General features: G+C 68.0%; 19 protein-coding genes. 13 read left to right on the forward strand and 6 right to left on the reverse strand.

What is annotated here, in order from left to right; translation table 11 throughout:
- Window positions 1-8 precede the first annotated feature (8 nt).
- From glgX to C4F17_RS02175, 4 genes are all read left to right on the forward strand, one after another.
- Window positions 9-2,171 (forward strand): glycogen debranching protein GlgX, encoded by a 2,163-nt coding sequence (gene glgX / locus C4F17_RS02160; RefSeq protein WP_106934113.1) that lies wholly within the window; start codon window positions 9-11, stop codon window positions 2,169-2,171.
- Window positions 2,168-4,036 (forward strand): malto-oligosyltrehalose trehalohydrolase, encoded by a 1,869-nt coding sequence (gene treZ / locus C4F17_RS02165; protein ID WP_106934114.1) that lies wholly within the window; start codon window positions 2,168-2,170, stop codon window positions 4,034-4,036. The genes glgX and treZ overlap by 4 nt, the downstream gene beginning before the upstream one ends.
- The gene (locus C4F17_RS02170) at window positions 4,029-9,203 is read left to right on the forward strand and encodes a malto-oligosyltrehalose synthase (RefSeq protein ID WP_234382496.1); all 5,175 of its coding nucleotides are present in this window, start codon (window positions 4,029-4,031) and stop codon (window positions 9,201-9,203) included. The genes treZ and C4F17_RS02170 overlap by 8 nt, the downstream gene beginning before the upstream one ends.
- 70 nt (window positions 9,204-9,273) lie before the next feature.
- Complete coding sequence (locus tag C4F17_RS02175) at window positions 9,274-9,600, forward strand: cell envelope biogenesis protein TolA (protein WP_106934116.1); 327 nt, start codon at window positions 9,274-9,276, stop codon at window positions 9,598-9,600.
- Between the two features lies 1 nt (window position 9,601).
- Here the strand turns inward: C4F17_RS02175 and C4F17_RS02180 are convergent, their stop codons facing one another.
- Window positions 9,602-9,844: a hypothetical protein gene (locus C4F17_RS02180; protein WP_106934117.1), complete on the reverse strand. Its 243-nt coding sequence runs from the start codon at window positions 9,842-9,844 to the stop codon at window positions 9,602-9,604.
- A 72-nt stretch (window positions 9,845-9,916) separates the two neighbouring features.
- The gene (locus C4F17_RS02185) at window positions 9,917-10,150 is read right to left on the reverse strand and encodes a hypothetical protein (protein WP_106934118.1); all 234 of its coding nucleotides are present in this window, start codon (window positions 10,148-10,150) and stop codon (window positions 9,917-9,919) included.
- A gap of 177 nt (window positions 10,151-10,327) precedes the next feature.
- On the opposite strand from C4F17_RS02185, the gene C4F17_RS02190 reads away from it, so the two are divergent.
- The 5 genes from C4F17_RS02190 to C4F17_RS02210 all read left to right on the forward strand — a co-directional run bounded on the left by C4F17_RS02190 (window position 10,328) and on the right by C4F17_RS02210 (window position 14,151).
- Window positions 10,328-10,606, forward strand: coding sequence for a hypothetical protein (locus C4F17_RS02190; RefSeq protein ID WP_106934119.1), 279 nt, complete (start codon window positions 10,328-10,330; stop codon window positions 10,604-10,606).
- Between the two features lie 57 nt (window positions 10,607-10,663).
- A complete protein-coding gene (locus C4F17_RS33695) occupies window positions 10,664-12,337 on the forward strand; it encodes a methyl-accepting chemotaxis protein (protein ID WP_275892585.1) in 1,674 nt (557 codons plus the stop codon).
- A 343-nt stretch (window positions 12,338-12,680) separates the two neighbouring features.
- Complete coding sequence (locus tag C4F17_RS02200) at window positions 12,681-12,932, forward strand: hypothetical protein (RefSeq protein ID WP_159053592.1); 252 nt, start codon at window positions 12,681-12,683, stop codon at window positions 12,930-12,932.
- 92 nt (window positions 12,933-13,024) lie between these two features.
- Window positions 13,025-13,363 (forward strand): hypothetical protein, encoded by a 339-nt coding sequence (locus tag C4F17_RS02205; protein ID WP_106934122.1) that lies wholly within the window; start codon window positions 13,025-13,027, stop codon window positions 13,361-13,363.
- A gap of 65 nt (window positions 13,364-13,428) precedes the next feature.
- Window positions 13,429-14,151 (forward strand): hypothetical protein, encoded by a 723-nt coding sequence (locus tag C4F17_RS02210; RefSeq protein WP_234382499.1) that lies wholly within the window; start codon window positions 13,429-13,431, stop codon window positions 14,149-14,151.
- A gap of 92 nt (window positions 14,152-14,243) precedes the next feature.
- Here the strand turns inward: C4F17_RS02210 and C4F17_RS02215 are convergent, their stop codons facing one another.
- The 3 genes from C4F17_RS02215 to metE are packed head-to-tail and all read right to left on the reverse strand — an operon-like array spanning window position 14,244 to window position 19,098.
- The gene (locus C4F17_RS02215; protein WP_106934124.1) at window positions 14,244-16,088 is read right to left on the reverse strand and encodes an ABC transporter ATP-binding protein; all 1,845 of its coding nucleotides are present in this window, start codon (window positions 16,086-16,088) and stop codon (window positions 14,244-14,246) included.
- A 14-nt stretch (window positions 16,089-16,102) separates the two neighbouring features.
- Window positions 16,103-16,750, reverse strand: coding sequence for a DNA oxidative demethylase AlkB (gene alkB, locus C4F17_RS02220; protein ID WP_106934125.1), 648 nt, complete (start codon window positions 16,748-16,750; stop codon window positions 16,103-16,105).
- 56 nt (window positions 16,751-16,806) lie between these two features.
- Window positions 16,807-19,098 carry a 5-methyltetrahydropteroyltriglutamate--homocysteine S-methyltransferase gene (metE, locus tag C4F17_RS02225; RefSeq protein ID WP_106934126.1) on the reverse strand — a complete coding sequence of 764 codons (2,292 nt, stop codon included), beginning with the start codon at window positions 19,096-19,098 and terminating at the stop codon, window positions 16,807-16,809.
- Between the two features lie 108 nt (window positions 19,099-19,206).
- Between metE and C4F17_RS02230 the strand changes: the two genes are divergently transcribed.
- The 4 genes from C4F17_RS02230 (at window position 19,207) to C4F17_RS02245 (ending at window position 24,172) form a co-directional block, all read left to right on the forward strand.
- Complete coding sequence (locus C4F17_RS02230; RefSeq protein ID WP_081269591.1) at window positions 19,207-20,124, forward strand: LysR family transcriptional regulator; 918 nt, start codon at window positions 19,207-19,209, stop codon at window positions 20,122-20,124.
- Window positions 20,125-20,203: 79 nt separating this feature from the next.
- Window positions 20,204-20,434 carry a hypothetical protein gene (locus tag C4F17_RS02235; RefSeq protein ID WP_106934127.1) on the forward strand — a complete coding sequence of 77 codons (231 nt, stop codon included), beginning with the start codon at window positions 20,204-20,206 and terminating at the stop codon, window positions 20,432-20,434.
- Between the two features lie 80 nt (window positions 20,435-20,514).
- Window positions 20,515-22,143, forward strand: a complete 1,629-nt coding sequence (locus C4F17_RS02240) for a phospholipase D family protein (RefSeq protein WP_106934128.1) — start codon at window positions 20,515-20,517, stop codon at window positions 22,141-22,143.
- Window positions 22,144-22,261: 118 nt separating this feature from the next.
- Window positions 22,262-24,172 (forward strand): hypothetical protein, encoded by a 1,911-nt coding sequence (locus C4F17_RS02245; protein WP_159053593.1) that lies wholly within the window; start codon window positions 22,262-22,264, stop codon window positions 24,170-24,172.
- 19 nt (window positions 24,173-24,191) lie between these two features.
- Here the strand turns inward: C4F17_RS02245 and C4F17_RS02250 are convergent, their stop codons facing one another.
- A complete protein-coding gene (locus C4F17_RS02250) occupies window positions 24,192-24,707 on the reverse strand; it encodes a murein hydrolase activator EnvC family protein (protein ID WP_106934130.1) in 516 nt (171 codons plus the stop codon).
- Window positions 24,708-24,824 lie beyond the last annotated feature (117 nt).

The following is a 24,824-nucleotide window of genomic DNA, read 5'->3' on the forward strand; positions in this document are numbered from 1 at the left end:
ACGCCTGAATGACAAGAAAAACCAACCCGACCATCACCGCCGTCTGGCCCGGACGCCCTTACCCGCGCGGCGCCACCTGGGACGGTGAAGGCGTCAACTTCGCGCTTTTCTCGCAGCATGCCGACAAGGTCGAGCTGTGCCTTTTCGACGAGCGCGGCCGCCACGAGCTGCAGCGCATCGTGCTGCGCGAGCGCACCGACGGTGTGTGGCACTGCTACCTGCCCGAGGCCCGGCCCGGCCAGGCCTACGGATTTCGGGTGCACGGCGCCTACAAGCCCGAGGAGGGGCACCGCTTCAACCCCAACAAGCTGCTGGTCGACCCCTACGCCAAGGACCTGGTGGGCCAGTTGCGCTGGGGCGACGCACTCTATGGCTACACGGTCGGCAGCAAGCGCGAAGACCTTTCCTTCGACCGCCGCGACAGCGCGCCGCTGATGCCCAAGGGCCGCGTGCTCGAAACCGCCTTCACCTGGGGCGACGACCGCCGCCCCTCGGTACCCTGGCAGGACATGGTCATCTACGAGATGCACGTGCGCGGCTTCACCATGAACCATCCCGACGTGCCGCCCGAGCTGCGCGGCACCTACGCCGGCCTGGCCAGCGCGCCGGTGGTCGACTACCTCAAGCGCCTGGGCGTGACCACCGTCGAGCTGCTGCCGGTGCACAGCTTCCTCAACGACCGGCACCTGGCCGAGAAGGGGCTGCAGAACTACTGGGGCTACAACACGCTGGCCTTCTTCGCCCCCGAGATGCGCTACAGCGCCTCGGGCAAGGTGAAGGAGTTCAAGACAATGGTCAAGACGCTGCACTCCGCGGGCATCGAGGTGATCCTGGACGTGGTCTACAACCACACCTGCGAGGGCAACCAGCTCGGCCCCACGCTGTCGATGCGCGGCGTGGACAACGCCTCCTACTACATCGTGAACTCCGACAACCGGCGCTACTACGACGACTTCACCGGCTGCGGCAACACCGTCAACCTCGAGCATCCGCATGCGCTGCAACTGGTGATGGATTCGCTGCGCTACTGGGCCGAGGAAATGCACGTCGACGGCTTCCGCTTCGACCTGGCATCGGCACTGGCGCGCGAGGCGGGCAAGGTGGAAAACCTCGGTGGCTTCTTCGACGCCATCCGGCAGGACCCGACGCTCAACCGCGTCAAGCTCATCGCCGAGCCCTGGGACCTGGGCCACGGCGGCTACCAGGTGGGCAACTTTCCGCTGGGCTGGGCCGAGTGGAACGACCAGTACCGCGACGGCATGCGTGGCTTCTGGAAGGGCGACGGCGGGCTCATTGGCGAAGTGGCCAAGCGCGTCACCGGCTCCGAAGACCTGTACGGCTGGTCGGGCAAGCAGCCCAGCGCGAGCATCAACTTCGTCACGGCGCACGACGGCTTCACGCTGCACGACCTGGTTTCCTACAACGACAAGCACAACGAGGCCAACGGCGAGGACAACCGCGACGGCAACAGCCACAACGTGTCGTGGAACTGCGGCGTCGAAGGCCCCACCGACGACCCCGAGGTGGTGAGCCTGCGCGAGCGCCAGAAGCGCAACCTGCTGGCCACGCTGCTGCTGTCGCAGGGCGTGCCGATGCTGCTGGCGGGCGACGAGCGCGGCCATACGCAGCAGGGCAACAACAACGTCTACTGCCAGGACAACGCGCTGGGCTGGCTCGACTGGACGCCCACGCCCGAGCGGCTGGCGCTGGTCACCTTCGTCGAACGCATGGTCGCGCTGCGCCGCGCGCATCCGTCGTTCCGCCGCCGCACCTTCTTCGCCGGCAAGCCGGCCGAGGGCGAGACCGTGACCGACGTCTATTGGCTCAAGCCCGACGGCGCCGAGATGCGCACGGAAGACTGGAACGACACCAACGCACGCTGCATCGCGATGTACATCCCCGGCGGCGGCATCGCCGACCGCGGGCCGCGCGGCGAGCACCAGCACGACGACGACTTCCTGATCCTGATGAACGCCCACCACGACGAAATTCCTTTCACGCTGCCGGCCATTCCGCACGGCGCCTGGCGCCTGCTGGTCGACACCGCGAGCACCACGCCGCCGCCCACCACCGAGGACGCCGCCGCGCTGGCGCCCGCATGGTCGGAGCCGGCCTATCCGCTGCAATGCCGCTCGCTGGTGGTGTTGAGCCGGCCGGACGTGCGGCCATGAACCGCGCGCACCGCATGCCCTTCGGTGCCACCGTCCTCGAGGACGGCGGCGTGGCCTTCGCACTGTGGGCGCCCTCGGGCGGAGCCGTGCGGCTGGAACACCGCCCGGTCGGTGGCGAGAACACCACGCACCCGATGGCCCGTGACGCACAGGGCTGGCACACGCTCACGCTGCCCGGGGCGGCCCACGGCGACGGCTACCGCTTCCACCTGCCCGACGGCACCGCCGTGCCCGATCCGGCCTCGCGCTTCAATCCCGAGGACGTGCACGGCCCCAGCGTGGTGATCGATCCGCGCCGCCATCAATGGCGCGACGACGCCTGGCGCGGCCGCCCGTGGGAAGAGGCCGTGGTGTACGAACTGCACATCGGCGCCTTCACCGCCGAAGGCACCTTCAACGCCGCGCGCGAGCGGCTCGGCGACCTGGCCGAGCTGGGCGTGACCGCCATCGAACTGATGCCGCTCGCCGACTTTCCGGGGCGCCGCAACTGGGGCTACGACGGCGTTCTGCAGTTCGCGCCCGACGCCTCCTACGGCACGCCCGACGAGCTGAAGGCGCTGGTCGACGCGGCGCACGGGCTGGGGCTGATGGTGCTGATCGACGTGGTCTACAACCACTTCGGGCCGGAAGGCAACTACCTGCACGCGTACTGCCCGGAGTTCTTCAATCCGGCGCATCGCACGCCCTGGGGCTCGGCCATCAACTTCGACGGGCCGGGCGCGCGCACGGTGCGCGACTTCTTCATTCACAACGCGCTGTACTGGGTGGAGGAATATCGCTTCGATGGGCTGCGCATGGACGCGATCCACGCCATTCGCGACGACTCGCATCCGCACATAGTGCAGGAGATCCGCGACGCGCTGCAGGCCGGCCCGGGCCGCGAGCGCCACATCCACATCGTGCTGGAGAACGACACCAACCAGGCCTCGATGCTCGCGCGCGACGGCCACGGCGTGCCGGTGGCGGGCACCGCGCAGTGGAACGACGACCTGCACCACGCGGTGCATGTGCTGGCGACCGGCGAGCGCGACGGCTACTACGCCGACTACGCGGACGACCCCGTGTGCAGCTTCGCGTGCGCGCTGGCCGAAGGCTTCGTGTACCAGGGGCAGCCCTCGGCATTCCGCAACGGCGAGCGGCGCGGCGAGCCCAGCACGCGGCTGCCGTCGCAGGCCTTTGTGTCTTTCCTGCAGACGCACGACCAGGTCGGCAACCGCGCCTTTGGCGAGCGCCTGCACGCGCTCGGCGACCCGGTGCTCACGCGCGCGGCCATGGCCTGCCTGCTGCTGTCGCCGCATGTGCCGATGCTGTTCATGGGCGATGAGTTCGCGGCCTCGACGCCATTTCTGTACTTCTGCGATTTCGGGCCCGAACTGGCGAAGGCGGTGTCGGACGGGCGGCGCTCGGAGTTCGGCGGCTTCGCGGCGTTCAAGGACGAGGCGGCGCGTGCGCGCATTCCCGATCCGAATGCCGAGTCGACCTTCCTGGCGTCCAAGCTGAACTGGCGCGAGCGGGGCTCGCGTGCCCACTTCGCGCGGTTCAGCGAGGTGCAGCAGTTGCTCGAACTACGCCACCGGCTGATCGTGCCGCACCTGGCCGGTTCGACCGGCGCGGGCGTGTTCCTCTGCGAGAACGGCACGCTGCGGGTGCACTGGGACTTGGGGCCGCCGCGCGAGGGGCAGGAAGGGCGCACCGCAACGCGCCTGCACCTGCTCGCGCACTTCGGCGACGGGCCCGATGCATCGGCGGTGTCGCCGCCCGGCACGCTGGTCTACAGCAGCGGCGCGCGGCAGGCCGAGCCCGGCGCCTTGCTGCTCGAACGCGGCGCGGTGCACGCGACGCTGGAGGACATGCGCGGTGGATGAGGTTTTTCATCACGACACGGCGGGCGTGCTGGCGGCGCTGTGCGAACACTACGGCATTGCCACCGCCTACCACGATGCCTTCGGCACGCGCCGGCAGGCCACGACGCAGAGCATGCTCGCGCTGCTGGCGGAATTCGGCGTGCGCATCGGCACCGCGCAGGATGCCCACCGCGCCCTCGAAGCCGCGCATGCCATGCGCTGGACGGAAGCCCTGCCTCATGTGCGGGTGGTCGATGCATCGGCCACCGAATGGAGCGTGCCCCTGCGCCTGCCGCTGGCCATGCGCTCGCTGCGCTGGCAGCTCACCGACGAAGCCGGCCGCACGCGGCACGGCGAGGCCGATGCCTCCACGCTGCACGAGACGGCGCGCAGCGAGCGCGACGGCATCTGGCTGAGCGAACGCGTGCTGCCGATGACGCTCGCGCTCGACGCGGGCTACCACCGGCTGCGCATCGACGGGCTGGCCGGCGAGACGCTGGTGCTTGCGTCGCCGGGCCGCTGCTACCGGCCGCCCGCGGTGCGGGACGGCGGCCGCGTCTGGGGGCCGGCGGTGCAGCTGTACAGCCTGCGCTCGCAGCACAACTGGGGCATCGGCGACTTCAGCGACCTGCAGGATCTGGCGGCCCGCATGGCCGCGCAGGGCGCCGACATCGTCGGCGTGAACCCGCTGCATGCGCTGTTCGCGGCCAATCCGGCGCATGCGAGCCCGTACAGCCCGTCGTCGCGCCAGCAGCTGAACGCGCTCTACATCGACGTCGAGGCGGTGGATGAATTCGCGCAGTGCGAGGCCGCGCGAAAGCTGGTCGATTCGCCCGCGTTCCAAGCGCGCCTGGCCGCACTGCGCGCCGAACCGCTGGTGGACCATGCGGGCGTTGCATCCGCCAAGTTCGAAGTGCTGGAGCTGCTGTTCGCGCACTTCCGCGAGCGCCATCTGCCGGAAGACGGCGCGCCGGACGAAGAGGGCCTGGCGTTCCTGTCATTCGTCGCGGAGCGCGGCGAGGGCTTGCGGCAGCACGCGCTGTTCGAGACGCTGCATGCGCACTTTCTGGCGGCAGATCCCGCGATGTGGGGCTGGCCCGTGTGGCCCGCCGCATATCGAGACCCCGATTCGGCCGAGGTCACCGCATTCGCCGTGCAGCATGCGCAACGCCTGCAGTTCCACCAGTACCTGCAATGGCAGGCTGCGCGGCAACTGGCGCGGGCTGGCGAACGCTGCGCCGCCCTGGGCATGGGCGTGGGTCTCTACGTGGACCTGGCGGTGTCGGTCGACCGTGCCGGTTCCGATGCCTGGACGGCGCAGTCCGTGTTCGCGGCCGGTGCCAGCATCGGCGCGCCGCCTGACGAGTTCAACCCCGCCGGCCAGAACTGGGGCCTGCCGCCGCTGCGTCCCGACCGGCTGCGCGCGGACGGCCACCGCTTCTTCATGCAGACGCTGCGCGCGAGCATGCACGGCGCGGGCGCCTTGCGCATCGATCACGTCATGGGGCTCATGCGCCTGTTCTGGATACCGCCGGGCCGCGGCGCGCATGACGGCGCGTATGTGTACTACCCGCTGGACGAGCTGCTCGCCATCGTCGCCATCGAGAGCCATCGCCACCGCTGCATGGTGATCGGCGAAGACCTGGGCACGGTGGAAGACGCGGTGCGAGAGGCGCTGGGCAAGGCCGACGTGCTGTCTTACCGCCTGCTGTACTTCGAGCGTCTCGACCGGCACCAGGGCAGCGGCTTCAAGCCGCCGGCCGCGTATCCGCCGGCCGCGCTGGTGGCCGTGAGCACGCACGACCTCGCGACATTCGCCGGCTGGTGGGCCGGCCACGACCTGCGCACCCGGCTGTCGCTGGGCCTGTTCCCCGACGAGCGCGTCTTCGACAAGCAACTGCTCGACCGCGCGCAGGAGCGCATCGAGCTGATGCTGGCCGTGCAGCAGGCCGGCCTGCTGTCGCGCGAGGAGATCGCCGAGGCCGCGGGCCTCGCACTGCCCACAGCGCGTGTGGTGGAGGCGGTGCATGCCTGGCTCGCGAGGACGCCGTCGGCATTGATGATGGTGCAGCTCGAAGACGTGGCGGGCGTGGTCGAGCAGGCCAACATGCCCGGCACGGTGAGCGAGCAGCCCAACTGGCGGCGCAAGCTGCCGGTGCCGCTGCACGCGCTGGCCACGGGCGAGCGCATGCAGGGGCTGGCCGCGCAACTGCGCGCCGCGCGCCCCGCGATCCGACCCGATGCGCCGCAGCACGCGCCGCAAGACCTGCGCGCCCGCGTGCCGCGCGCCACCTACCGGCTGCAGTTCCACAAGGACTTCGGCTTCGACGACGCGGTGCGCGTGCTGCCGTACCTCGCGCAACTGGGCGTGAGCCACGTCTACTGCTCGCCGATCCAGCGCGCGCGCGCCGGCAGCATGCACGGCTACGACGTGGTGGCGCACGACGAGATCAACCCCGAGCTGGGCGGCGAAGAAGGCTTTGCGCGCTTCGTCGCGGCGCTCAAGGCGCACGGCATGGGCCAGCTGCTGGACATGGTGCCCAACCACATGGGCGTGTTCGGCGCCGACAACGCATGGTGGATGGACGTGCTGGAGAACGGCCCGGCCTCGCTCTACGCGCAGCACTTCGACATCGACTGGCAGCCGCTGAACGTCGAGCTCACGGGCAAGGTGCTGCTGCCGGTGCTCGGCGGGCACTACGGCGAGGTGCTCGGCAGCGGCGAACTGGCGCTGCGCTTCGAGGCGGAAGAGGGCGCCTTCGCGATCGGCTATTTCGGCCATCGCTTTCCGCTCGCGCCCGAGAGCTATCCCACGGTGCTGGCGCGAGCCCTCGCGCAGCTCGACGAATCCGCCGACGACGCGGCGGCGCTCGCGAGCATCGCCACCGCTTTCGGCCACCTTCCGGGGCGGCAGGCTGCGCAGCCGCAGTTGCGCACCGAGCGCGCGCGCGACAAGGAACTGCTGAAGGCCCGCCTCGCACGCCTGGCGCAGCGCCATCCTTCGGTCGCGAAGGCGGTGGCGACGGCCGTGGCCGAGCTGAACCTGGCCACGCCCGAAGCGCGTGACGCCATGCATGCGCTGATCGAGGCCCAGGCCTACCGGCTGGCCTACTGGCGCGTGGCCTCGGACGAGATCAACTACCGCCGCTTCTTCGACATCAACGACCTCGCGGCCGTGCGCATGGAGCGCGACGACGTGTTCGAGGCCACGCAGTCCTTCGCGCTCGAGCTCGCGGCGGCGGGCACGGTGGACGGCTTGCGCATCGACCACCCCGACGGCCTCTACGACCCCGCGCGCTACTTCGAGAAGCTGCAGCAGGGCTACGCGCGGCGCGCGGGGCTTGCATTGCCCGCGCACGATGCGCAAGGCAGGCCGGCCCGGCCGCTCTACGTGGTGGCCGAGAAGATCGCGGCGGACAACGAAGAAGTGCCCGAGAGCTGGCACGTGCACGGCACCACCGGCTACCGCTTCGCGAACGTGGCCAACGGCGTGCTGGTCGATACCTCGGCCGCCGAGACCATCGGCCATGCGTGGCGCCGCTTCACCGGCGAGACCCAGGGCTTTCATGCGCTCTCGCAGGCCGGCCGGCGCGAGGTGATGCGCAATGCGCTGTCGTCGGAACTCAACGTGCTTTCAAGCGAGCTGCTGCGCATCGCTCGGGCCGACCGTGCCACGCGCGACTACACGCTCAATGCGCTGCGCCGCGCGCTGGCCGACGTGGCGGCCAACATGCCGGTGTACCGCACCTACATCGTCGAGAAGCCCTCGGCGCAGGACGAACGCTTCATCGACGAAGCCACGCAGGCGGCCGAACGGCAGAGCGGCGATGCCGACCGCTCGGTCTTCGCCTTCGTGCGCGGCGCGCTGCGCGGCGAAGCCGTGGCGGGTGCGCCGCGCGAGCTGGCCGAGCGGGTGCGTCGCTTTGCGGTGCGCTTCCAGCAGTTCAGCGCGCCAGTCACGGCCAAGGGCGTGGAAGACACGGCGTTCTATCGCTTCTTCCCGTTGAGTTCGCTCAACGAGGTGGGCGGCGAGCCCGACCACTTCGGCTTCGAGGTGGACGAGTTCCATGCGCTCAGCGCCGACCGCGCGCTGCGCTGGCCGCACACCATGCTCGCCACGTCGACGCACGACAACAAGCGCTCCGAAGACGTGCGCAACCGCATCGACGTGCTCTCCGAAATGCCCAACGACTGGGTGCTGGCGCTGACCCGCTGGCACGGCATGTGCCGCGACACGCGGCGCAAGCTGGAGACAGACGACGCACCGTCGCGCGCCGACGAATACCTTTTCTACCAGACGCTGCTGGGCACGCTGCCGGCAGGCGGCCTCGACGCCGCCGAAGCGCCGGCCTTCGCCGACCGGCTCTGCCAGTACATGCAGAAGGCCGCGCGCGAAGCCAAGCTGCGCACGCGCTGGACCCAGCCCGACGCGGCCTACGAGGCCGCGCTCGAAGGCTTCGTGCGGGGCGTGATCGGCAACATGGAAGAGGGCGGCTGCCTGGCCGACATCCAGCTCTTCGCGAAACGGCTTGCCTGGTTCGGCGCATGGAACGGGCTGACGCTTACGCTGCTGAAGTACGCATCGCCGGGCGTGCCCGACCTCTACCAAGGCAGCGAGCTGATCGAGCTGAGCCTCGTGGATCCGGACAACCGCCGGCCCGTGGACTACGCGGGGCGGCAGCAGCGGCTCCATGAACTGCAGGCCATGGCCGCCGATGCGCCGGGCCTCGCCGCGCGGGTGCGTGCGCTGGCTGCGTCGCCGCACGACGGGCGCGCCAAGCTGTGGTTCATCTGGCGTCTGCTGTCGCTGCGGCGCGAGCATGCGGAGCTGTTTCGCGATGGCGGGTACGAAGGGCTGGCTGTGGAAGGCGCGTTGTCGCGCCATGTCGTGGCCTTTGCGCGGCGCCATGGAGACGAGATGCTGGTGGTTGTGTCGGGGCGGCTGTTCGTCGGTTTGGCATCCGGCAACGGCGGCATGCCTTCGTTGCCTGAGGCCGGCATCTGGAGCGACACGGCGGTGCAACTGCCGGCAGAGCTGGCAGGCGCGCAGCTTCAGAACCTGCTGACCGGCGAAACGCTGCACGCGGGCCAGGATGCATCGCTGCCGCTGGCCCAGGCGTTCGGAAGCATCCCGTGGGCCGCTTACAAGGTGCGCACTCCTAAACATGCGAGCCGCATTCCTACATGAGCGGCGATCGGCAACCCCGAATCTCCTTCGCTGACCGCCCCTTCCGGGGTTTTTATCCAGGAGATCTCCAATGACGAAATCTGTGTCCGTGTTTTCCGTGCTGGTGGCAGGCTTGATTGCGACCGTGGCGCATGCACAGTCGAACCCGCCCGGCGCGGCCGTGCCACCCAACTCGCCCGGTTACGCCACGGGCAAGTCGGAAATGGCCGGCGAAGCACGCAAGGACCGCCGGCCGCAGAAGGGCGTCGCACCCGCTGCGGGTGACGAAGCCAAGACCCCGGAAGGCGGTGCCATTGGCACGGACCGCGCGGCCAGGGCTGGTGAACGCCGTGCGGAGACGCGCGACGCTCGCCGCCCCGGCAAGCCGGTGCCGGTGCCCGGCGGTACGCCGAAGTAAGTCAAGCTGCAGTGAAACGGCCTGAGGCCTCGAGCCTCAGTGCTGCCCCGGGGCTCGCGCGCTGGCGGATCTCGCTGCGCAGCGCGCGCTGGCCCGCTGAGAGGGCGGTCTCGTAGTTGTCTTCGGCATCGAATGCGCGCCGCAGCAGGCGAGGGCTCTCGCCCTTGTCGTCGGTTTCGAGCAGTTGCCAGACATAGGCGCCCGGCAGCGGCTCCACGATGGTGAGTTCGATCGGGTGGTTCATGCATTCACCATGGACCTGCCCGAGCGGCCTGTCTGTAGGCCGAATTCCACGGGTCGGATGGCGCATCCGAGGTCACGTTTCTTCCGTCTTGAAGAGACCGCGCACGTTGAGTGCCGCCAGGCACACCTGCAACGCGATCAGCGCCCACGCATCGGTGTGAATGCCCCACACCACCCACAGCACATTGCTCAGCAGGAAGATCCAGAAGCCGACATTGCGGCGGGATTTGTCGCGCGACGCGACCAGCCATGCGGCGGCCAGCGAAGCCGCGAAGGCGGGCCATTGGATGAGTGCGAGAAGGTCCATGTGGATGTGTGTGCAGGCAAGTGAAGTGATGAGACCGACCTTGGCACGCTGCGCATTGCCCGCACAGGTGCTGCCAGCCGACGCATGGCGTGGGCCGGTTCCCACGCGCAGGGCCGGTGCTGCACCGCAGGCTCGATATCAGCCAGGAATTTCAACGAACACACAGGAGCAACCAGCATGGATGCCAACACCCCAACACCCGCCGTCGAGGAACGCCTCGTCACCTTCACCTACCTCGGCCGGTTTTTCCTTTGCCGCGCCGAGCGGCTGGACAACCAGACCTACAGGCCCGTGGTGGTCTGCCGCAGCCGCGTCGCGGACCAGCCCGACGTCGAACTGCCCCCGGACACCGACAACGTTTCCTACGCCACCGAGGCCGAGGCGCTGCGCCACGCGGAGCAGCAGGCGATGCGCTGGGTGCACGACCGCACGGGGGACGGACAGGGCCGGCTCTGACGGAGAGCCCAGGCACGCTCACGATCAGATAGACAGCCCCATGCGTTGAAGCCCGCCATGGCACCTGACATATGTCAGGTGTCGCGCGGCTTAAAGGCGCCGATAGCCATAGGCCGGCGGGAGTCGGCGCCGTGGGCTGTTCTTATTCTGATTGTGGGTTCTATGAAATTTCCAGCGAAGCTTGGAATCGCCAAGCGTCTCTATTGCGTTCTTGCCATCCTGGTCGCCAGCCTGACCGGTCTTGCGAGTTTTTCGTGGAGCGACCTGTCGCGTGTGAGCGATCTTGCTGCCGCCACCGAAGACCTGCGCGTGCCGCAACTCCAACGCATTGCAGCCATAGAACTCAACGTGATCCGCGCGTCGCTGCAGATCAGGCACGCGATGCTCGTGAAGTCGCCCGAGGACCTTCAGGCCACGCTGGCCGACATCGGGCAGCGGCGCCAGCTCATCGAGAAAAGTGCGTCGGACTATCGCGCGGGCCTCACGGACACCGCGGACCTGAACGACTTCAAGGAGTTCGAAAAACTGGCGGCCGAATTCTGGCCGATTGCCGACACGAACGTCGCGCTGGCCAAGCGCGCGGACATCGATGCGGCTTTCAACCAGCTCGTGCGGGAAACCATTCCTGCCCGCAACCGGCTTCTGGTGTGGCTCGACCGCGCGAAGAAGCGGCAGGGCGACGAACTGAAAACCGAACTGGCGGCAATACGCACCAACGCGGATCAGACCCGGCTGCAGCTCGCGGCCCTGGTCGCTGCCGTGGCCACCGGCATGACGTTGTTCTTCCTGCACATCGTCAGGCTGGTGCGCCGGCGCATCGCCGCCGCGCAAGCCGTTGCCAACCGCGTGAGCCGGGGCGATCTCACGGTGGCCATTGCCGATCCCCATCGCGATGAGTTCACGCCGCTGGTCGATGCCCTCGCTGACATGCAGCACAGCCTGGTGCGCATCGTGAGCGGTGTGCGGCAGGGCACGGAAGCCATGCTGTCGGCGTCTTCCCAGATTGCAACCGGCAATCAGGATCTGTCGGCCCGCACCGAGCAGCAGGCAAGCTCTCTGCAGGAGACGGCCGCCTCGATGGTCCAGCTGACATCGACGGTGCGGCAGAACGCGACGAGCGCCATGCAGGCGAATCAGCTCGCGGTGTCGGCCTCCGACGTGGCGCGCCGCGGGGGCAGCGTCGTGAACCAGGTGGTCCACACCATGGGCTCGATCAACGAGGCCTCCGGCAAGATCGTCGAGATCGTCGGGGTCATTGAAGGCATCGCCTTCCAGACGAACATCCTGGCGCTCAATGCGGCCGTGGAGGCCGCGCGAGCGGGAGAGAAAGGGCGCGGGTTCGCCGTGGTGGCGTCGGAGGTGCGCAATCTCGCGCAGAGGTCTTCGGCCGCCGCGAAGGAGGTCAAGAGCCTCATCGACGATTCGGTCAGCCAGGTCAGGGCCGGCACGCGCCACGCGGCGGATGCCGGGGCAGCCATGAAGGAGATCGTGAGCGGCGTGCTCCGCGTGACCAGCATCATCGGAGAGATCACGAACGCCAGCCACGAGCAGACTACCGGCATCGAGCACATGAACCTCGCGCTCGCCCAGATCGAGGGGACCACCCAGCAGAATGCGTCGCTGGTGGAGCAGGCCGCCGCGGCTTCCAGTGCTCTGCAGGACCAGGCGGGCAGGTTGATGCAGGAGGTCGATGTGTTCAGGCTCATGGAGCGGCAAGTCCGGACAAGCTAGTGCTTGTTGGAGCGCTCCGAACGGGGCGGGCGGTGGTTCGAAGCCGGCAGCCATGCGAGGCCGTCGGCGACGTTGACTGCGCAAATCTTTGACGGACGTTAACTATCGAGCTTCTCAGTGACCCGCAGTTAATTCATACGTATCGACCGCGAAATAGGAATTCGGAGGAACAATCGGTGCCACCGCCAACGTAGGCGGCCAACTGTATGGCAATGGAGCAACCAAGCTTGTTGCCCGGAATAGGTGGCACCAGCGTTGGCAGCTTCCTGCAGGAACTCGGGAATGCCGGAGTCAATGGCCAAGGTGCTTCGCCCAGCACTGGCAATCCGAATAGAGGTGGTAGATGATTCAAGCAAAAAGTACAGGTTTGAGGATGTTGGGAGTCTTGTTCCTGACATTCCTCTTCATCATTGGCGTCGGGTTTTCCGTGGGGGCCTTACTTGCGATGCCCCTGATTCGCTGGGCGATTCACCGTGTACTTTATTTTCCTGTTGCGCCATCTGAGCTGCTCAGTTTGTTGGCAGTGATCCTAGGTGTGACTGTTGTTGCAACGCTCGTCATGTGGTCGGCTGGACGGTTCAAAGGGCAGTGGTGAAACGAGGCCATGCAATCTGCGCCATCGCGCTGGCATGCATCGCGTTGGCAGCCTGCCGAACCGCGCCGTTGTATGAACCGAGTCGCCGAGCATTGGTGGCTGCAGAGGAGGACGAAGAGCGCACTGTCGTCGGTCAGCCTGTGCCGGGCAGTGCGATCGCCCAGCTTCATGCCGGGATGACCTACGCGCAGGCCGTCAAGATCATGGGCAAGCCGGATGCTGAGACGGTGAACAACACTGGCAAGGCCTGGATCCCTACGTACAACGGGACGGACCGGTGGCGCCACTACCTCGCCTACAAGGGGCAGGGCGTATTGGTTTTCGTGGGCGCCGCAGGAGGGGAGATTGCCGAGATCTCCCGCACCAAGGCTTACACGCCTGATGTGCTGATTCAGATCGTCCACAACCCCAAAGACACCGGCCGGTTCTGACATTTCAATCGCAGCGTGCACGACGGATGTCCGTGCCAGCATTAGCCATCAATCAAAAATTTTCCATGCGCATTTATTTCCTCACCGCTCTTGTTGCATTCGGTCTGCTATCAGGTTGCGCCCGATCTCCGGTCGTCCCTCAGCAGCAGGCCCCAGTTAAACGCGTCATGGTGATCCCGGTGACGCCCATCGACAAGCTGCATACCGAAAACAAGGGCATCCCGCTGGGCGTGCTGTGGCAGTCAGTTGCAGACCGCATCAAGAGTTCGGACTTCAACGACCGCATGGAGGCGACTCGAAAAGACATGGGGCCGAAGCTCACTGCAGCGTTGGTTCGGCAGCTGGCAGCTCAGGGCTTTGAAGCGAAGGTCGTCGAAGGCGCTTCGAGCCGCTCGGCGGAATCTGCGATCGATGAAAGCAAGCTGCCTCCGACCGATGCGGTGCTGCGCATCTATCTCAACGAAGTCGGCATGTTCTCCGCCCGCTTCTCGAAAGACTATGTTCCGCGCGTCAATCTGAGTGCCTATCTGGTTCGAGGCGAAACGGAAGACAGCCTCTACAGCGAAACGCTTTACTACGGGGCTGATGCGACGAGCGAGAAGGCTTCGTGGAGCGTGCCGGCGAACCCTGAGCATCGTTGGTCGAGCTTCAGTGAATTGGTGGAGCGTCCGCAAGAGGTCGTCCAGAGCTATGACCATGCGGTCGATGCGCTGGCGACGAGGATTGCTCAGAACATTCGCGCACAGGTTGCGCCGAGCTCGGTCGCGGTGCGGCCGGCAATGCCTTGAGTCCAACGATTCGCGCGCCAGGTTGGCCGGCGCAGGCTGCGTACGGAATGACAACGATGGTCTTCGCCGTCTGAACTGCTACCCACCGACAGTCAGTGCCCGGCCCCACCGGCCGGCGCCACCATCCGCTGCAACAGCGGCTGCCGCGCCAGCACCGCATCCCGCGGCCCGTGGTCGACCACATGCCCGGCTTCCATCAGCACCACCGTATCGAAGCGCTCCAGCAGGCTCAGCCGGTGGATCGATGCCACCACGCAGGCATCGGGAAACGTACCGGCGATGCGCTCCAGCACGCGCGCCTCGGTCCCCGCATCCAGCGCGCTCGTCGGTTCGTCGAGCAGCAGCAGCGAGCTGCCCTGTGCGGCCAGCACGCCGCGCGCCAGGCACAGCCGCTGCCTTTGTCCACCTGAAAGATTGAAGCCCCGCTCCGACACGGCGGTGTCGAGGTCGCCGTGGTTCGCCTTCAGCACTTCGTCGAAGGTGCTGGTGTGCAGCGCGGCCAGCAGCAGCGCGTCGTCGCGCGGCTGGCCGAAGGCGAGGTTCTCGCGCACGCTGGCTTCGAACAGTTCGGTCTCCTGCGGGATCAGCGTGGCAAGGCGGCGCAGTTGCGTCCAGTCGACGGGCTTTCCGTCGAGCGACAGGTCGCCGCTGTCCGGTGGATACAGCCCGGCCAGCACGCGCAGCAGGGTGCTCTTGCCGCCGCCGCTCGGCCCGACCAGCGCGACCCGCTCGCCCCGGCGCAGGCTCAGTTTCACGTCGTGCAGGCCGCTGCTGCGCTTCACGGGTTCGGAGGGCTCCGCTTGCGGCTCCCCGCGCGCCGCATAGCGCCATTGCAGCCCGTCGACATCGAGCCGGCGCCACACCGCCGATGCGTCGATGCGCTCGCGCTCCGGCACCTGCTCGGGCACGCTCGCGGCCACATCGCCCGAGGGCGCCTGCCATATCGGCTCCGCGCTGCTGTAGTCGGTATGCATGCGCGCGAAGAAGCTGAAGTTGGCGGCCACCGAGGTGACGACGCCGGCGGCCTGCTGCGCGTACTGGTAGATCATGAACACGGCCCCCAGCATCACGGCCTGCCCGGGTGCGCGAGCCTGCCACACGTACACCACGACCAGGCCCCAGGTCAGCGCCAGCCCCATCAGGTCGACCGCGAACCACTTGCCCTCATTGAGCACCACGGTGCGCTTCAGCGGCAGCGATATCGCTGCCATGCGCCTGCGCAGCAGCAGGCGTGAAGCCCCCTGCAGCCGCAGGCCGATGACGGTCGATGCATTGCCCAGGAAGTCGAGCAGCGCGGCCACGTACCGGCGATCAGCGTCGTTCTCGGCGCGCGCCAGTTTCATCAGCGCGCGGTCGATGCGCACGATGACGAGGCCTATCAGCACATAGCCCGCGAGCGCGGTCATGCCGCTGGTGCGCGACAGCAGCGCCAGCGCGACCAGCGGCCCGACGAAGTTGACGGCGTTGGTGAGCCAGATGAACTGGTTCTGAGCAAAGTCCGACAGCGCGCGGCTGGCCTGGTGCACGCGGTGCTGCAGCTCGCCCGAGTGGTGGCCGTCGTGCCACGCGAGCGGCGCGGCGGCGATGCGCGCATAGAGCTCGTCGGCCAGCGTCTCGCGCACCCGCATGCCCACGTTGCGCTCCAGAATGCGCCCCGGCCCGTGCAGCGCCCATGCACCCACATACACGCCGGCCAGCGCGGCGATCCAGCGGCCGGCGCCGCTCAGCTCGCCGCGCTGCAGGGCATTGATGGCCTGCCCGGCAAGGTAGGGCAGCGCCAGGCGTATGAGCTGCGACATGGCGAGCAGCGCCGTGGCGCCCAGCAGCTGCGCACGCGCACCTGCTGCGAAGTGCCAGAGGGCCGCATAGAGCTCGCGGATCGCGTTGCCGGGGCTGTTGCTCTTCTTCGTGCCGGTGGTCGTGGTGGTCGCCTGCATGCGTTTTCAGTCAGTCAGCCCGCCTTGCGGAATGTGAGGTTGATGCGCTGCGCGCCCAGCAGCGGGTGCGGTTGTTCTTTCAGCGGCAGCACGCCGTGGTAGCGCAGCCGGTCTTCGCCGCCCCAGACGACGACGTCGCCATGCACGAGCGGCACGCGCACGGCCTTGTCGCCGCGCGCGAGGCCACCGAACAGGAACACGGCCGCCATGCCGAGCGACACCGACACGATGGGCGCGCCGTAGTCATGCTCGTCCTTGTCCTGGTGCAGCGAAAGCCGCGCGCCGGGCGCATAGCGGTTGACGAGGCAGGCGTCGGGCACGAAGCCGTCGAAGCCGGCGGACCCGGCCGCCTCGCGCGCGAGCCGCATGAAGGGCTCCGGCATCGCGGGCCACGGCAGCCCGCTGCCGGGGTCGGTGGGGCTGTAGCGGTAGCCGCGCCGGTCGCTGGTCCAGCCCAGCGCGCCGCAGTTGGTCAGCGCCACGGACATGGTGAAGCCGCCCGGGGTGACGAGATGGCGGAACGGCGCGCGCGCTTCCACGGCGCGGATCGCGGGCAGCAGTTCGTCGACGAAGGGCAGCGCGAAGCCGGGCAGCACGAAGGCGCCGGGGCCGAGCGGTTCGCGCGCTGGGCGGGGCGGGTCGTCGAACAGGGCGAGCGTCATGCACGCCATTGTCGCCATCGCCGCGCCCCGCGCCTTCGGGCGGCGATGGCCGGGCATCAGGCCGAGGCGCGCAGCGTCTTGGCGGCCGCCACCATGTTGGCCAGCGCGGGCAGCACTTCCGCCCACTGGCGCGTCTTCAGGCCGCAGTCCGGGTTGACCCACAGGCGCTCGGCGGGCACGCGCTCGGCGGCCTTCTTCATCAGTTGCACGATGTGCTCCTGGCTGGGAATGTTGGGCGAGTGGATGTCGTACACGCCCGGGCCGATCTCGTTGGGGTACTTGAAGTCGTCGAAGGCGTCGAGCAGCTCCATGTCGGAGCGCGAGGTCTCGATGGTGATCACGTCGGCGTCCATGTCCGCGATCGACGCGATGATGTCGTTGAATTCCGAATAGCACATGTGCGTGTGGATCTGGGTCTCGTCGCGCACGCCGTTGGCGGCGATGCGGAACGACTCCACCGCCCAGTCCAGGTACTCCTGCCATTGCGACTTGCGAAGCGGCAGGCCCTCGCGCAGCGCGGCTTCGTCGATCTGGATCACGCGCACGCCGCCTTTTTCCAGGTCGAGCACTTCCTGTCGGATGGCCAGCGCCAGCTGCTTGCACGAGGCCGAGCGCGGCTGGTCGTCGCGCACGAAGGACCAGTTCAGGATGGTGACGGGGCCGGTCAGCATGCCCTTCATGGGCCGCTGCGTGAGCGACTGCGCGTACCGGGTCCACTCGAGCGTCATCGCCTTCGGGCGGCTGATGTCGCCGAACAGGATCGGCGGCTTCACGCAGCGCGAACCGTACGACTGCACCCAGCCGAACCGGCTGAAGGCGTAGCCCTCGAGCTGCTCGCCGAAGTACTCGACCATGTCGTTGCGCTCGGCTTCGCCGTGCACCAGCACGTCCAGGTCGAGGGCTTCCTGCTCGCGCACGCTGCGGGCGATCTCGGCCTGCATCGCGGCCTTGTAGCCGGCGTCGTCCAGCCGGCCGGCCTTGTACTCGCTGCGCGCATGGCGGATTTCCGCGGTCTGCGGGAACGAGCCGATGGTGGTGGTGGGGAACTTAGGCAGCTTCAGGAATGCGGCCTGCTTCGCCGCTCGATGGGCATAGGCGCCTTCGCGCTGGCCCAGTTGGCTCGAGAGCCCGGCAACCGCAGCCTGCACTGCCGGGTTGTTGACGCGCGGCGACGCACGGCGCGCGGCGAGGGCGGCGCCGTTGGCGGCCAGGGCGTCCTTCACGGCGTCGCGGCCGTCGCGCAGGGCGGTGGCCAGCACGCGCAGTTCCTCGAGCTTCTGCAGCGCGAAGGCGAGCCACGACTTGACCTCTGCGTCCAGCTTCTGTTCGCTGGCCAGGTCCACCGGCACATGCAGCAGCGAGCACGACGGCGCGATCCACAGGCGGTCGCCCAGGCGCTCGGCCAGCGGTTCGAGCCAGTCGAGGATGGAGGCGAGGTCGCTCTTCCAGATGTTGCGGCCGTTGATGACGCCCAGCGACAGCACCTTGTGCGCGGGCAGCATGGTCAGCAGCGGAACGATGTCGTCGCGGCCGTTGACGGCGTCGACGTGCAGGCCAGCCACCGGCAGGTTGGCGGCCAGGTACTTGTTTTCCTGCAGCTGGCCGAAGTAGGTGGCGACGAGGATCTTGATGCGCGCGGCCTTGAGCTGGTGGTAGGCCGTGTTGAAGGCGTGCTGCCAGTCGGCGTCGAGTTCGGTGACCAGCAGGGGCTCGTCGATCTGCACCCATTCCACGCCCTGGGCGGCCAGCGTTTCGAGCAGCTCGGCATACACCTGCAGCAGGCGCGGCAGCAGCGCCAGCTTGTCGGAATCGTCCTTGGCCTTGCCGATGGACAGGTAGGTGACGGGGCCGACCAGCACCGGCTTGGCCTTCACGCCCTGGGCCCTGGCTTCGGCCAGTTGCTCCAGCAGGCGCGAGGCGTCGAGCCTGAACTCGGTCTGCGCGGAGAACTCGGGGACGATGTAGTGGTAGTTGGTGTCGAACCACTTGGTCATTTCGCCGGCGGCCACGCCGCCGCAGCAGCCGGCGTGGTCTTCCGCGCCCTGGGCCGAACGGCCGCGCGCCACGCGGAAGTAGTTGTCCAGCGCGTCGCCGTGGAAGCCGCGCACGCGCTCGGGCAGGTTGCCGAGCGTGAAGCTCATGTCCAGCACCTGGTCGTAGAAGGCGAAGTCGCCCACGGGCACCAGGTCGATGCCGGCCTGGTCGTTCCAGTGGCGTTGGCGCAGCTGGGCGCCGAGGGCCTTGAGCGCGTCGCGCGAAGACTCGCCCTTCCAGTAAGACTCCAGCGCGAACTTCAGTTCGCGCCTGGCGCCGATGCGGGGAAAGCCGAGGTTGTGGGTAGTGGTCATGGGGTAGCGGAAACGTCCGGCAGTCAGGAAAGGGCTGGATCGTAGGTTTGCCGAGCTGTGAAGTAAAATGGTCTTATTTCACGTATCGATGAATTTCACTCATTAGCCATGCTGGAACGCGCCCATCTGTCGATCGTCCAGGAAGTGGACAAGCAAGGCTCGCTCACGGCCGCCGCCGAGGTGCTGCACCTCACCCAATCGGCCCTGAGCCATTCGATCCGCAAGCTCGAAGCCCAGCTCGGCACCGAGATCTGGCAGCGCGAAGGGCGCAGCCTGCGGCTGACCCAGGCGGGGCAATACCTGCTGGCGGTCGCCAACCGGGTGCTGCCGCAACTGGACCTGGCCGAGGAGCGCCTGCGCCAGTTCGCCCAGGGCGAGCGCGGCTCGCTGCGCATCGGCATGGAATGCCATCCGTGCTACCAGTGGCTGCTGAAAGTGGCGTCGCCGTACCTGGCGAGCTGGCCCGACGTGGATGTCGACGTGAAGCAGAAATTCCAGTTCGGCGGCATCGGCGCGCTTTTCGGCTACGAGATCGACCTGCTGGTCACGCCAGACCCGCTCTACAAGCCGGGCCTGCACTACGAGCCGGTGTTCGACTACGAGCAGGTGCTGGTGGTCCCGCGCGGCCACGCCCTGGCAGGCGTGCCTTACGTGAAGCCCGAGCACCTGACGCAGGAGGTGCTGGTGACCTACCCCGTCGCCACCGACCGGCTGGACATCTACAACATGTTCCTCATGCCCGCCGGCGTGACGCCCAGGCGCCACAAGGCCATAGAGACCACCGACATCATGTTGCAGATGGTCGCCAGCGGCCGGGGCGTGGCGGCGCTGCCGCGCTGGCTGGTGCAGGAATACGCGGAAAAGATGGACATCGTGCCGGTGCGGCTCGGGCCTCGCGGCATCGCCAAGCAGATCTTCCTGGGCGCGCGCGAGGCCGACATCGAAGTCGACTACCTGAAGGCATTCGTCGAGCTGGCGAGGCAATCGCGCGAATTGCTCGAAAAAGGGAAAAACTCGCTGACTTGAGCCTGAAAGGACTTGAAAAGTAGTCCTTAGGGTTTCAATTCTTTGAACTGCGGAACAAAAGAGTTATGGTGTTTACATCATGGACACCGCCCGGCTCGACCTCCGTGTGCCAGCAGGCTGGAGCTGCTGGGTCGAGCTCATGCGCACGCCGCGCGGCACCTACGTCGGCTTCGCAGAGCTGAGCCAGAGCGGCATTCCGCGTTGCGCGCTGGTGATCACGCAGCAACTCTCATGGGACGCGGCCGTGGAGCGCGCCACGCTGCGGGCCGACCATTTCGTTCGGCAGTGGGGCGCGGCGCGGGAGCACTGAGCAGGCGTCGGCGACAGCGCCGCCGGGCGCGGGCGTGGTAGAAACCGCGAGCGTTTTCAACCCCCCACGTTCCGCTTCCGATGCCGCACTCGTTCCGCCGGGCTACCCCAATACCGCGCGCAAGGTGGCTGGCTTGGCTGCTGGCCGGCGTGGCCATGCTGTTCCTGGCCGGCTGCGCGGGACTGCCGGCCGACGTGCAGCGCAAGCCCTCCACGGCCATCACGGACGGCGCGGACACCACGCTCGGGCGCCTCGTGCAGGCGGCGGCACCGCCCGGCGAGCCGCTGAGTGGCTTCCGCCTGCTGCCGATGCCGCAGTTCTCGCTGCATGCGCGCGTCGAGCTCGCGCGCCGTGCCCAGCGCTCCATCGACGTGCAGTACTACCTGGTGCAGAACGACGAGACCGGGCGCTACCTGCTGCGCGCGCTGCGCGACGCGGCCGACCGGGGCGTGCGCGTGCGGCTGCTGGTGGACGACCTCTATACGGCCGGCGCCGATCCGCTCTTCACCAGCTTTGCCGCGCATCCGAATGTGGAGGTGCGGCTGTTCAACCCGTTCCCGGCGGGGCGGGACCGTCTGGGCACGCGCTGGGCCTGGTCGATCCTCGACTTCGACCGCGTGCATCGGCGCATGCACAACAAGCTCTACGTGGTGGACAACGTGGTCGGCGTCATGGGCGGGCGCAACATCGCCAACGAGTATTTCCTGCGCGACGGCGGCTCCAACTTCATCGACATCGACACGCTGGTGGCGGGCGCGGTGGTGCCCAGGCTGTCGTCGCTGTTCGACATGTACTGGAACAGCCCGTACGTGTACCCGATCGAATCGCTGGTGCCCGCCACCGGCGAAACCAGGGCGCAACTGCGCGAGCGCTTCGACAGGCTCACCACCGGCCCGGCCCAGCTGCACCCCGAGGAGCCCGGTTCCACCGACCTGCTCGGCAACAACCCGCTGGCCAAGGACCTCGACGCCGGCGCGCTGAAGCTGGTGTGGGCGCGCGCCGAGGCCTATGCCGACGCGCCCGCCAAGGCGCTCGCGCCGACCGAGGAGGCGCGCGGCCTGCCGGCGGACGAATCGAGGGACAGCGTGCTCTACAACGTGCGCCGCTACATTCGCGGCGCCGAGAACGAGGTCCTGCAGACCACGCCCTACCTGATACCCGGGCGCGGCGGCATGGAGAGCATCCGCATCGTGCGCGGCAACGGCGTGAGCTACAGCATCGTCACCAACTCGCTGGCGGCCACCGACGAGTCGCTGGTGCACATCGGCTACCGCCGCTACCGGCCCGAGATGCTGCGCCTGGGCGTGGAGCTGTACGAGCTGAGCCCCAAGCGGGTGGAGCAGACCAAGCGCTTCGGCATGTACGGCTCGGCCAGCGGGCGGCTGCACGGCAAGTCGGCGGTGATCGACCGCAGGATCGTGTTCATCGGCTCGATGAACTTCGACCCGCGCTCGATGCTGCACAACACCGAAGTCGGCATCTTCATCTTCAGCCCGCAGATCGCTCAGCAGCTCACCAGCCTGATCGGCTTCATCCGGCTGGACGGCGCCTACCAGTTGCAACTGGGGTCGACGGGTGCCATCGAGTGGGTGAGCCCGGCCTCGGGCGACGCGGCCGACACCATCCTGCACCAGGAGCCGGAGACGGACTTCTGGTCGCGCTGGAAGCTGGACCTGCTGGCGCCGCTGGTGCCGGAGAGCCTGCTCTAGCTGCCGCCGAGCCGCATCCTCAAAACAGAGGATGGTGGGTGGAAGGGGTCCACAGAAGAATCACACGGCTCGTAACGAGTTGATTCTTCTGTTTACTCCCTCTCACCTGAAACCATCCATGAAAACACCCTCCGTGGCCCCGGCCGCCTCCATCTCGTTCTTCAAGACGACGCGCTCCGCTTGCGCAGTGGCTTTCCTGATCTCGCTCGGTGCCTGCGGCGGGGGCGGGGGTGGTGGCGGCGGTAGTGGTTTTGTCGGCCTGCCCGTGGCCGGGGGCTCGAATCCCCCCGCCAGCAATCCGCCGCCGGCGTCCATGGCTTTCTCGGGCACGGCCGCGTCGGGCCTGCCGCTGTCGGGCACGGTCACCGTCAAGGACGCCAAGGGCGCCACCAAGACCGTGCAGTTGTCTTCCAACGGCGGCTACACGGTGGACGTGACCGACATGACCGCGCCTTTCGTGTTCCGCGCCGAGGGCACGGTGGGCGGCCAGCGCGTGGTGATCCACTCGGCCGCGACCGCCGCGGACGCCAACGGCACCATCAACATCACGCCGCTGACCGACCTGGTGGTGGCCAACATCGCCGGCAAGGTGGCCGACAAGTATTTCGACGGCGGCGATTTCGCCGCGCTGTCGGCCACGGAGCTCAAGGCCGAATCCGACGCGCTCAAGGCCAAGCTGCTGCCGGTGCTGCTGGCCATGGGCGTGGACTCGAGCATCGACCTGCTGCGCACCGCGTTCTCGCCGTTGTCGAGCGCGCTGGACAAGGCGCTGGACGTGCTGCGCGTGAGCGTGGACCCGGCCACCAACTTCGCGACCATCACCAACATCGTCACGCAGCAGCAGGTCGTGGACGACCTCGCGGTCAAGGCCGCCCAGGACGCCGGCACCACGCCGATGAGCGGCACCGGCATGGAGACCGCGGCCGACGACGTGGTGCTGATCCGCAAGGCGCTCTCCGACATCACGGCCAGGTTCGCGAACGGGCTGCCCGCGCCGGCCGATCTGCTGCCGCTGCTGACCAGCACCAGCAACAGCGCCTACAGCTTCCGGCTGGCCGATGCGAGCGCCAGCGACTTCGTGAGCGACCTGGCGGGCGACACCAACATGGTTGACGCGAGCTTTGCCGACGTGGTCATCAACCGCATCAACTACACGGTCGACGCCACCAACAACCTGGCGCCGCGCGCCTTCGTCGAATTCACGCACAGGGACAAGAACGGCGTGGCCTTCAGCAACAACAAGAGCATGCAGATCGTGAAGGGCAACGACGGCGTGTGGCGCTTGCGTGGCGACGGCCGCGTGCTCGACATCAATCCGCACATCCAGGCCTTCAAGGACCCGGTGTCGGGCTGCGTGATCACGGGGCTGGAGTTCTCGATCAGGGACCCGAACCCGAACAACAGCAACGCGGCGGTCGCCGTGGTGGTGACCGGGCCGGGCCTTCCGCCGAACGGGCTGCGCCATGTGCGCCCCGCGCTGGCGGGCGACTACTGGCCGATCCAGGGCAACAACGGCAGCAACCAGTACGCGCTGGCATCGAACTGCGCCGGCGCATCGACGGCCGGGCTGAGCGACAGCGCCATCGCGGCGATACCGGCCGCGCCCGAGTACACCTTCACGGCCTACACCAGCAACGACACGGTCGCGCAGATCACGAACAGCACGTTCGACATCGTCTACAAGCAGAGCTTCAATGCGCGGCCGTTCACGCTGGCCGAGGCGGCGGCTTTGGCCTACCCGAGCTTCACGACCACGCCGGCGCTGGCTTCGTACAGCGGCGGCAGCGACTTCGCGGTCAGCGCGACGGGCCTGAACCCGGCGTTTTCGTCGGAGTTCTTCCTGGCGCTGGCCGGCGCCACCTCGACGCCGAGCAAATGGTCGGATCAGGCCGACGTGGCGCCGTCGGCCGCGGGTGCGGCGTCGCACACATTCAATGCGCCGGCCATGTCGGGCCTCGTGCTGCGCAGCATGTTCGTGAGCACGCGCGACGCCAACTGGCGCGAGGTGGTGCTGCGCCAGGCCAACTGAGGGAGCTGCCGGCTGGCGGCTATTGCGGCGGCTGGCGGCCGTTGAGGTAGGGCTCGGGGTCCACGGGGTTGCCGTTCCTGCGGATCTCGAAGCGCAGCTTCACGCGGTCGGCGTTGCTGCGGCCCATTTCGGCGATCTTGTCGCCCTGGCGCACCACGGTGCCTTCCTTGACGAAGATGGTCTGCAGGTGCGCGTAGGCGGTGAGGAAGGTCTCGTTGTGCTTGATGATGACCATGTTGCCGTAGGCCGGCAGTTCGCCGCCCACGTACACCACGCGGCCGTCGGCCGAGGCCAGGACCGGGTCGCCGAGCGTGCCGGCGATGTCGATGCCCTTGGTGCGGTCGCCGTCGAAGCGCGCAATGATCGGGCCGTTGACGGGCCGGATGAACTGTGCCGCGGGGCGCTGTGCCACCGGTGGCTTGGCCGCCGGGGCCGTGGGCCAGGGCGTGTTGAGATCGACGGTGGTGCACGCCGCGAGGCTCGCGGCAAGCAGCGCTGCAGCGCCGGTACGGAAAGCAAGAGTCTGGAGTTGCATGGCGCCTTGTTGGAACGGATTCGTTGCGGAGGGTTCCTTCGGTGCGGCTCCACCGGGCGGAGCCGCGCGAGCGATGCTAGCAAACTCGCGTGCCGGCTCCCCGGGAAGTGCCGGGCA

This window comes from Variovorax sp. PMC12, from assembly GCF_003019815.1.
In the GTDB taxonomy this organism is placed as follows: Bacteria; Pseudomonadota; Gammaproteobacteria; order Burkholderiales; family Burkholderiaceae_C; genus Variovorax.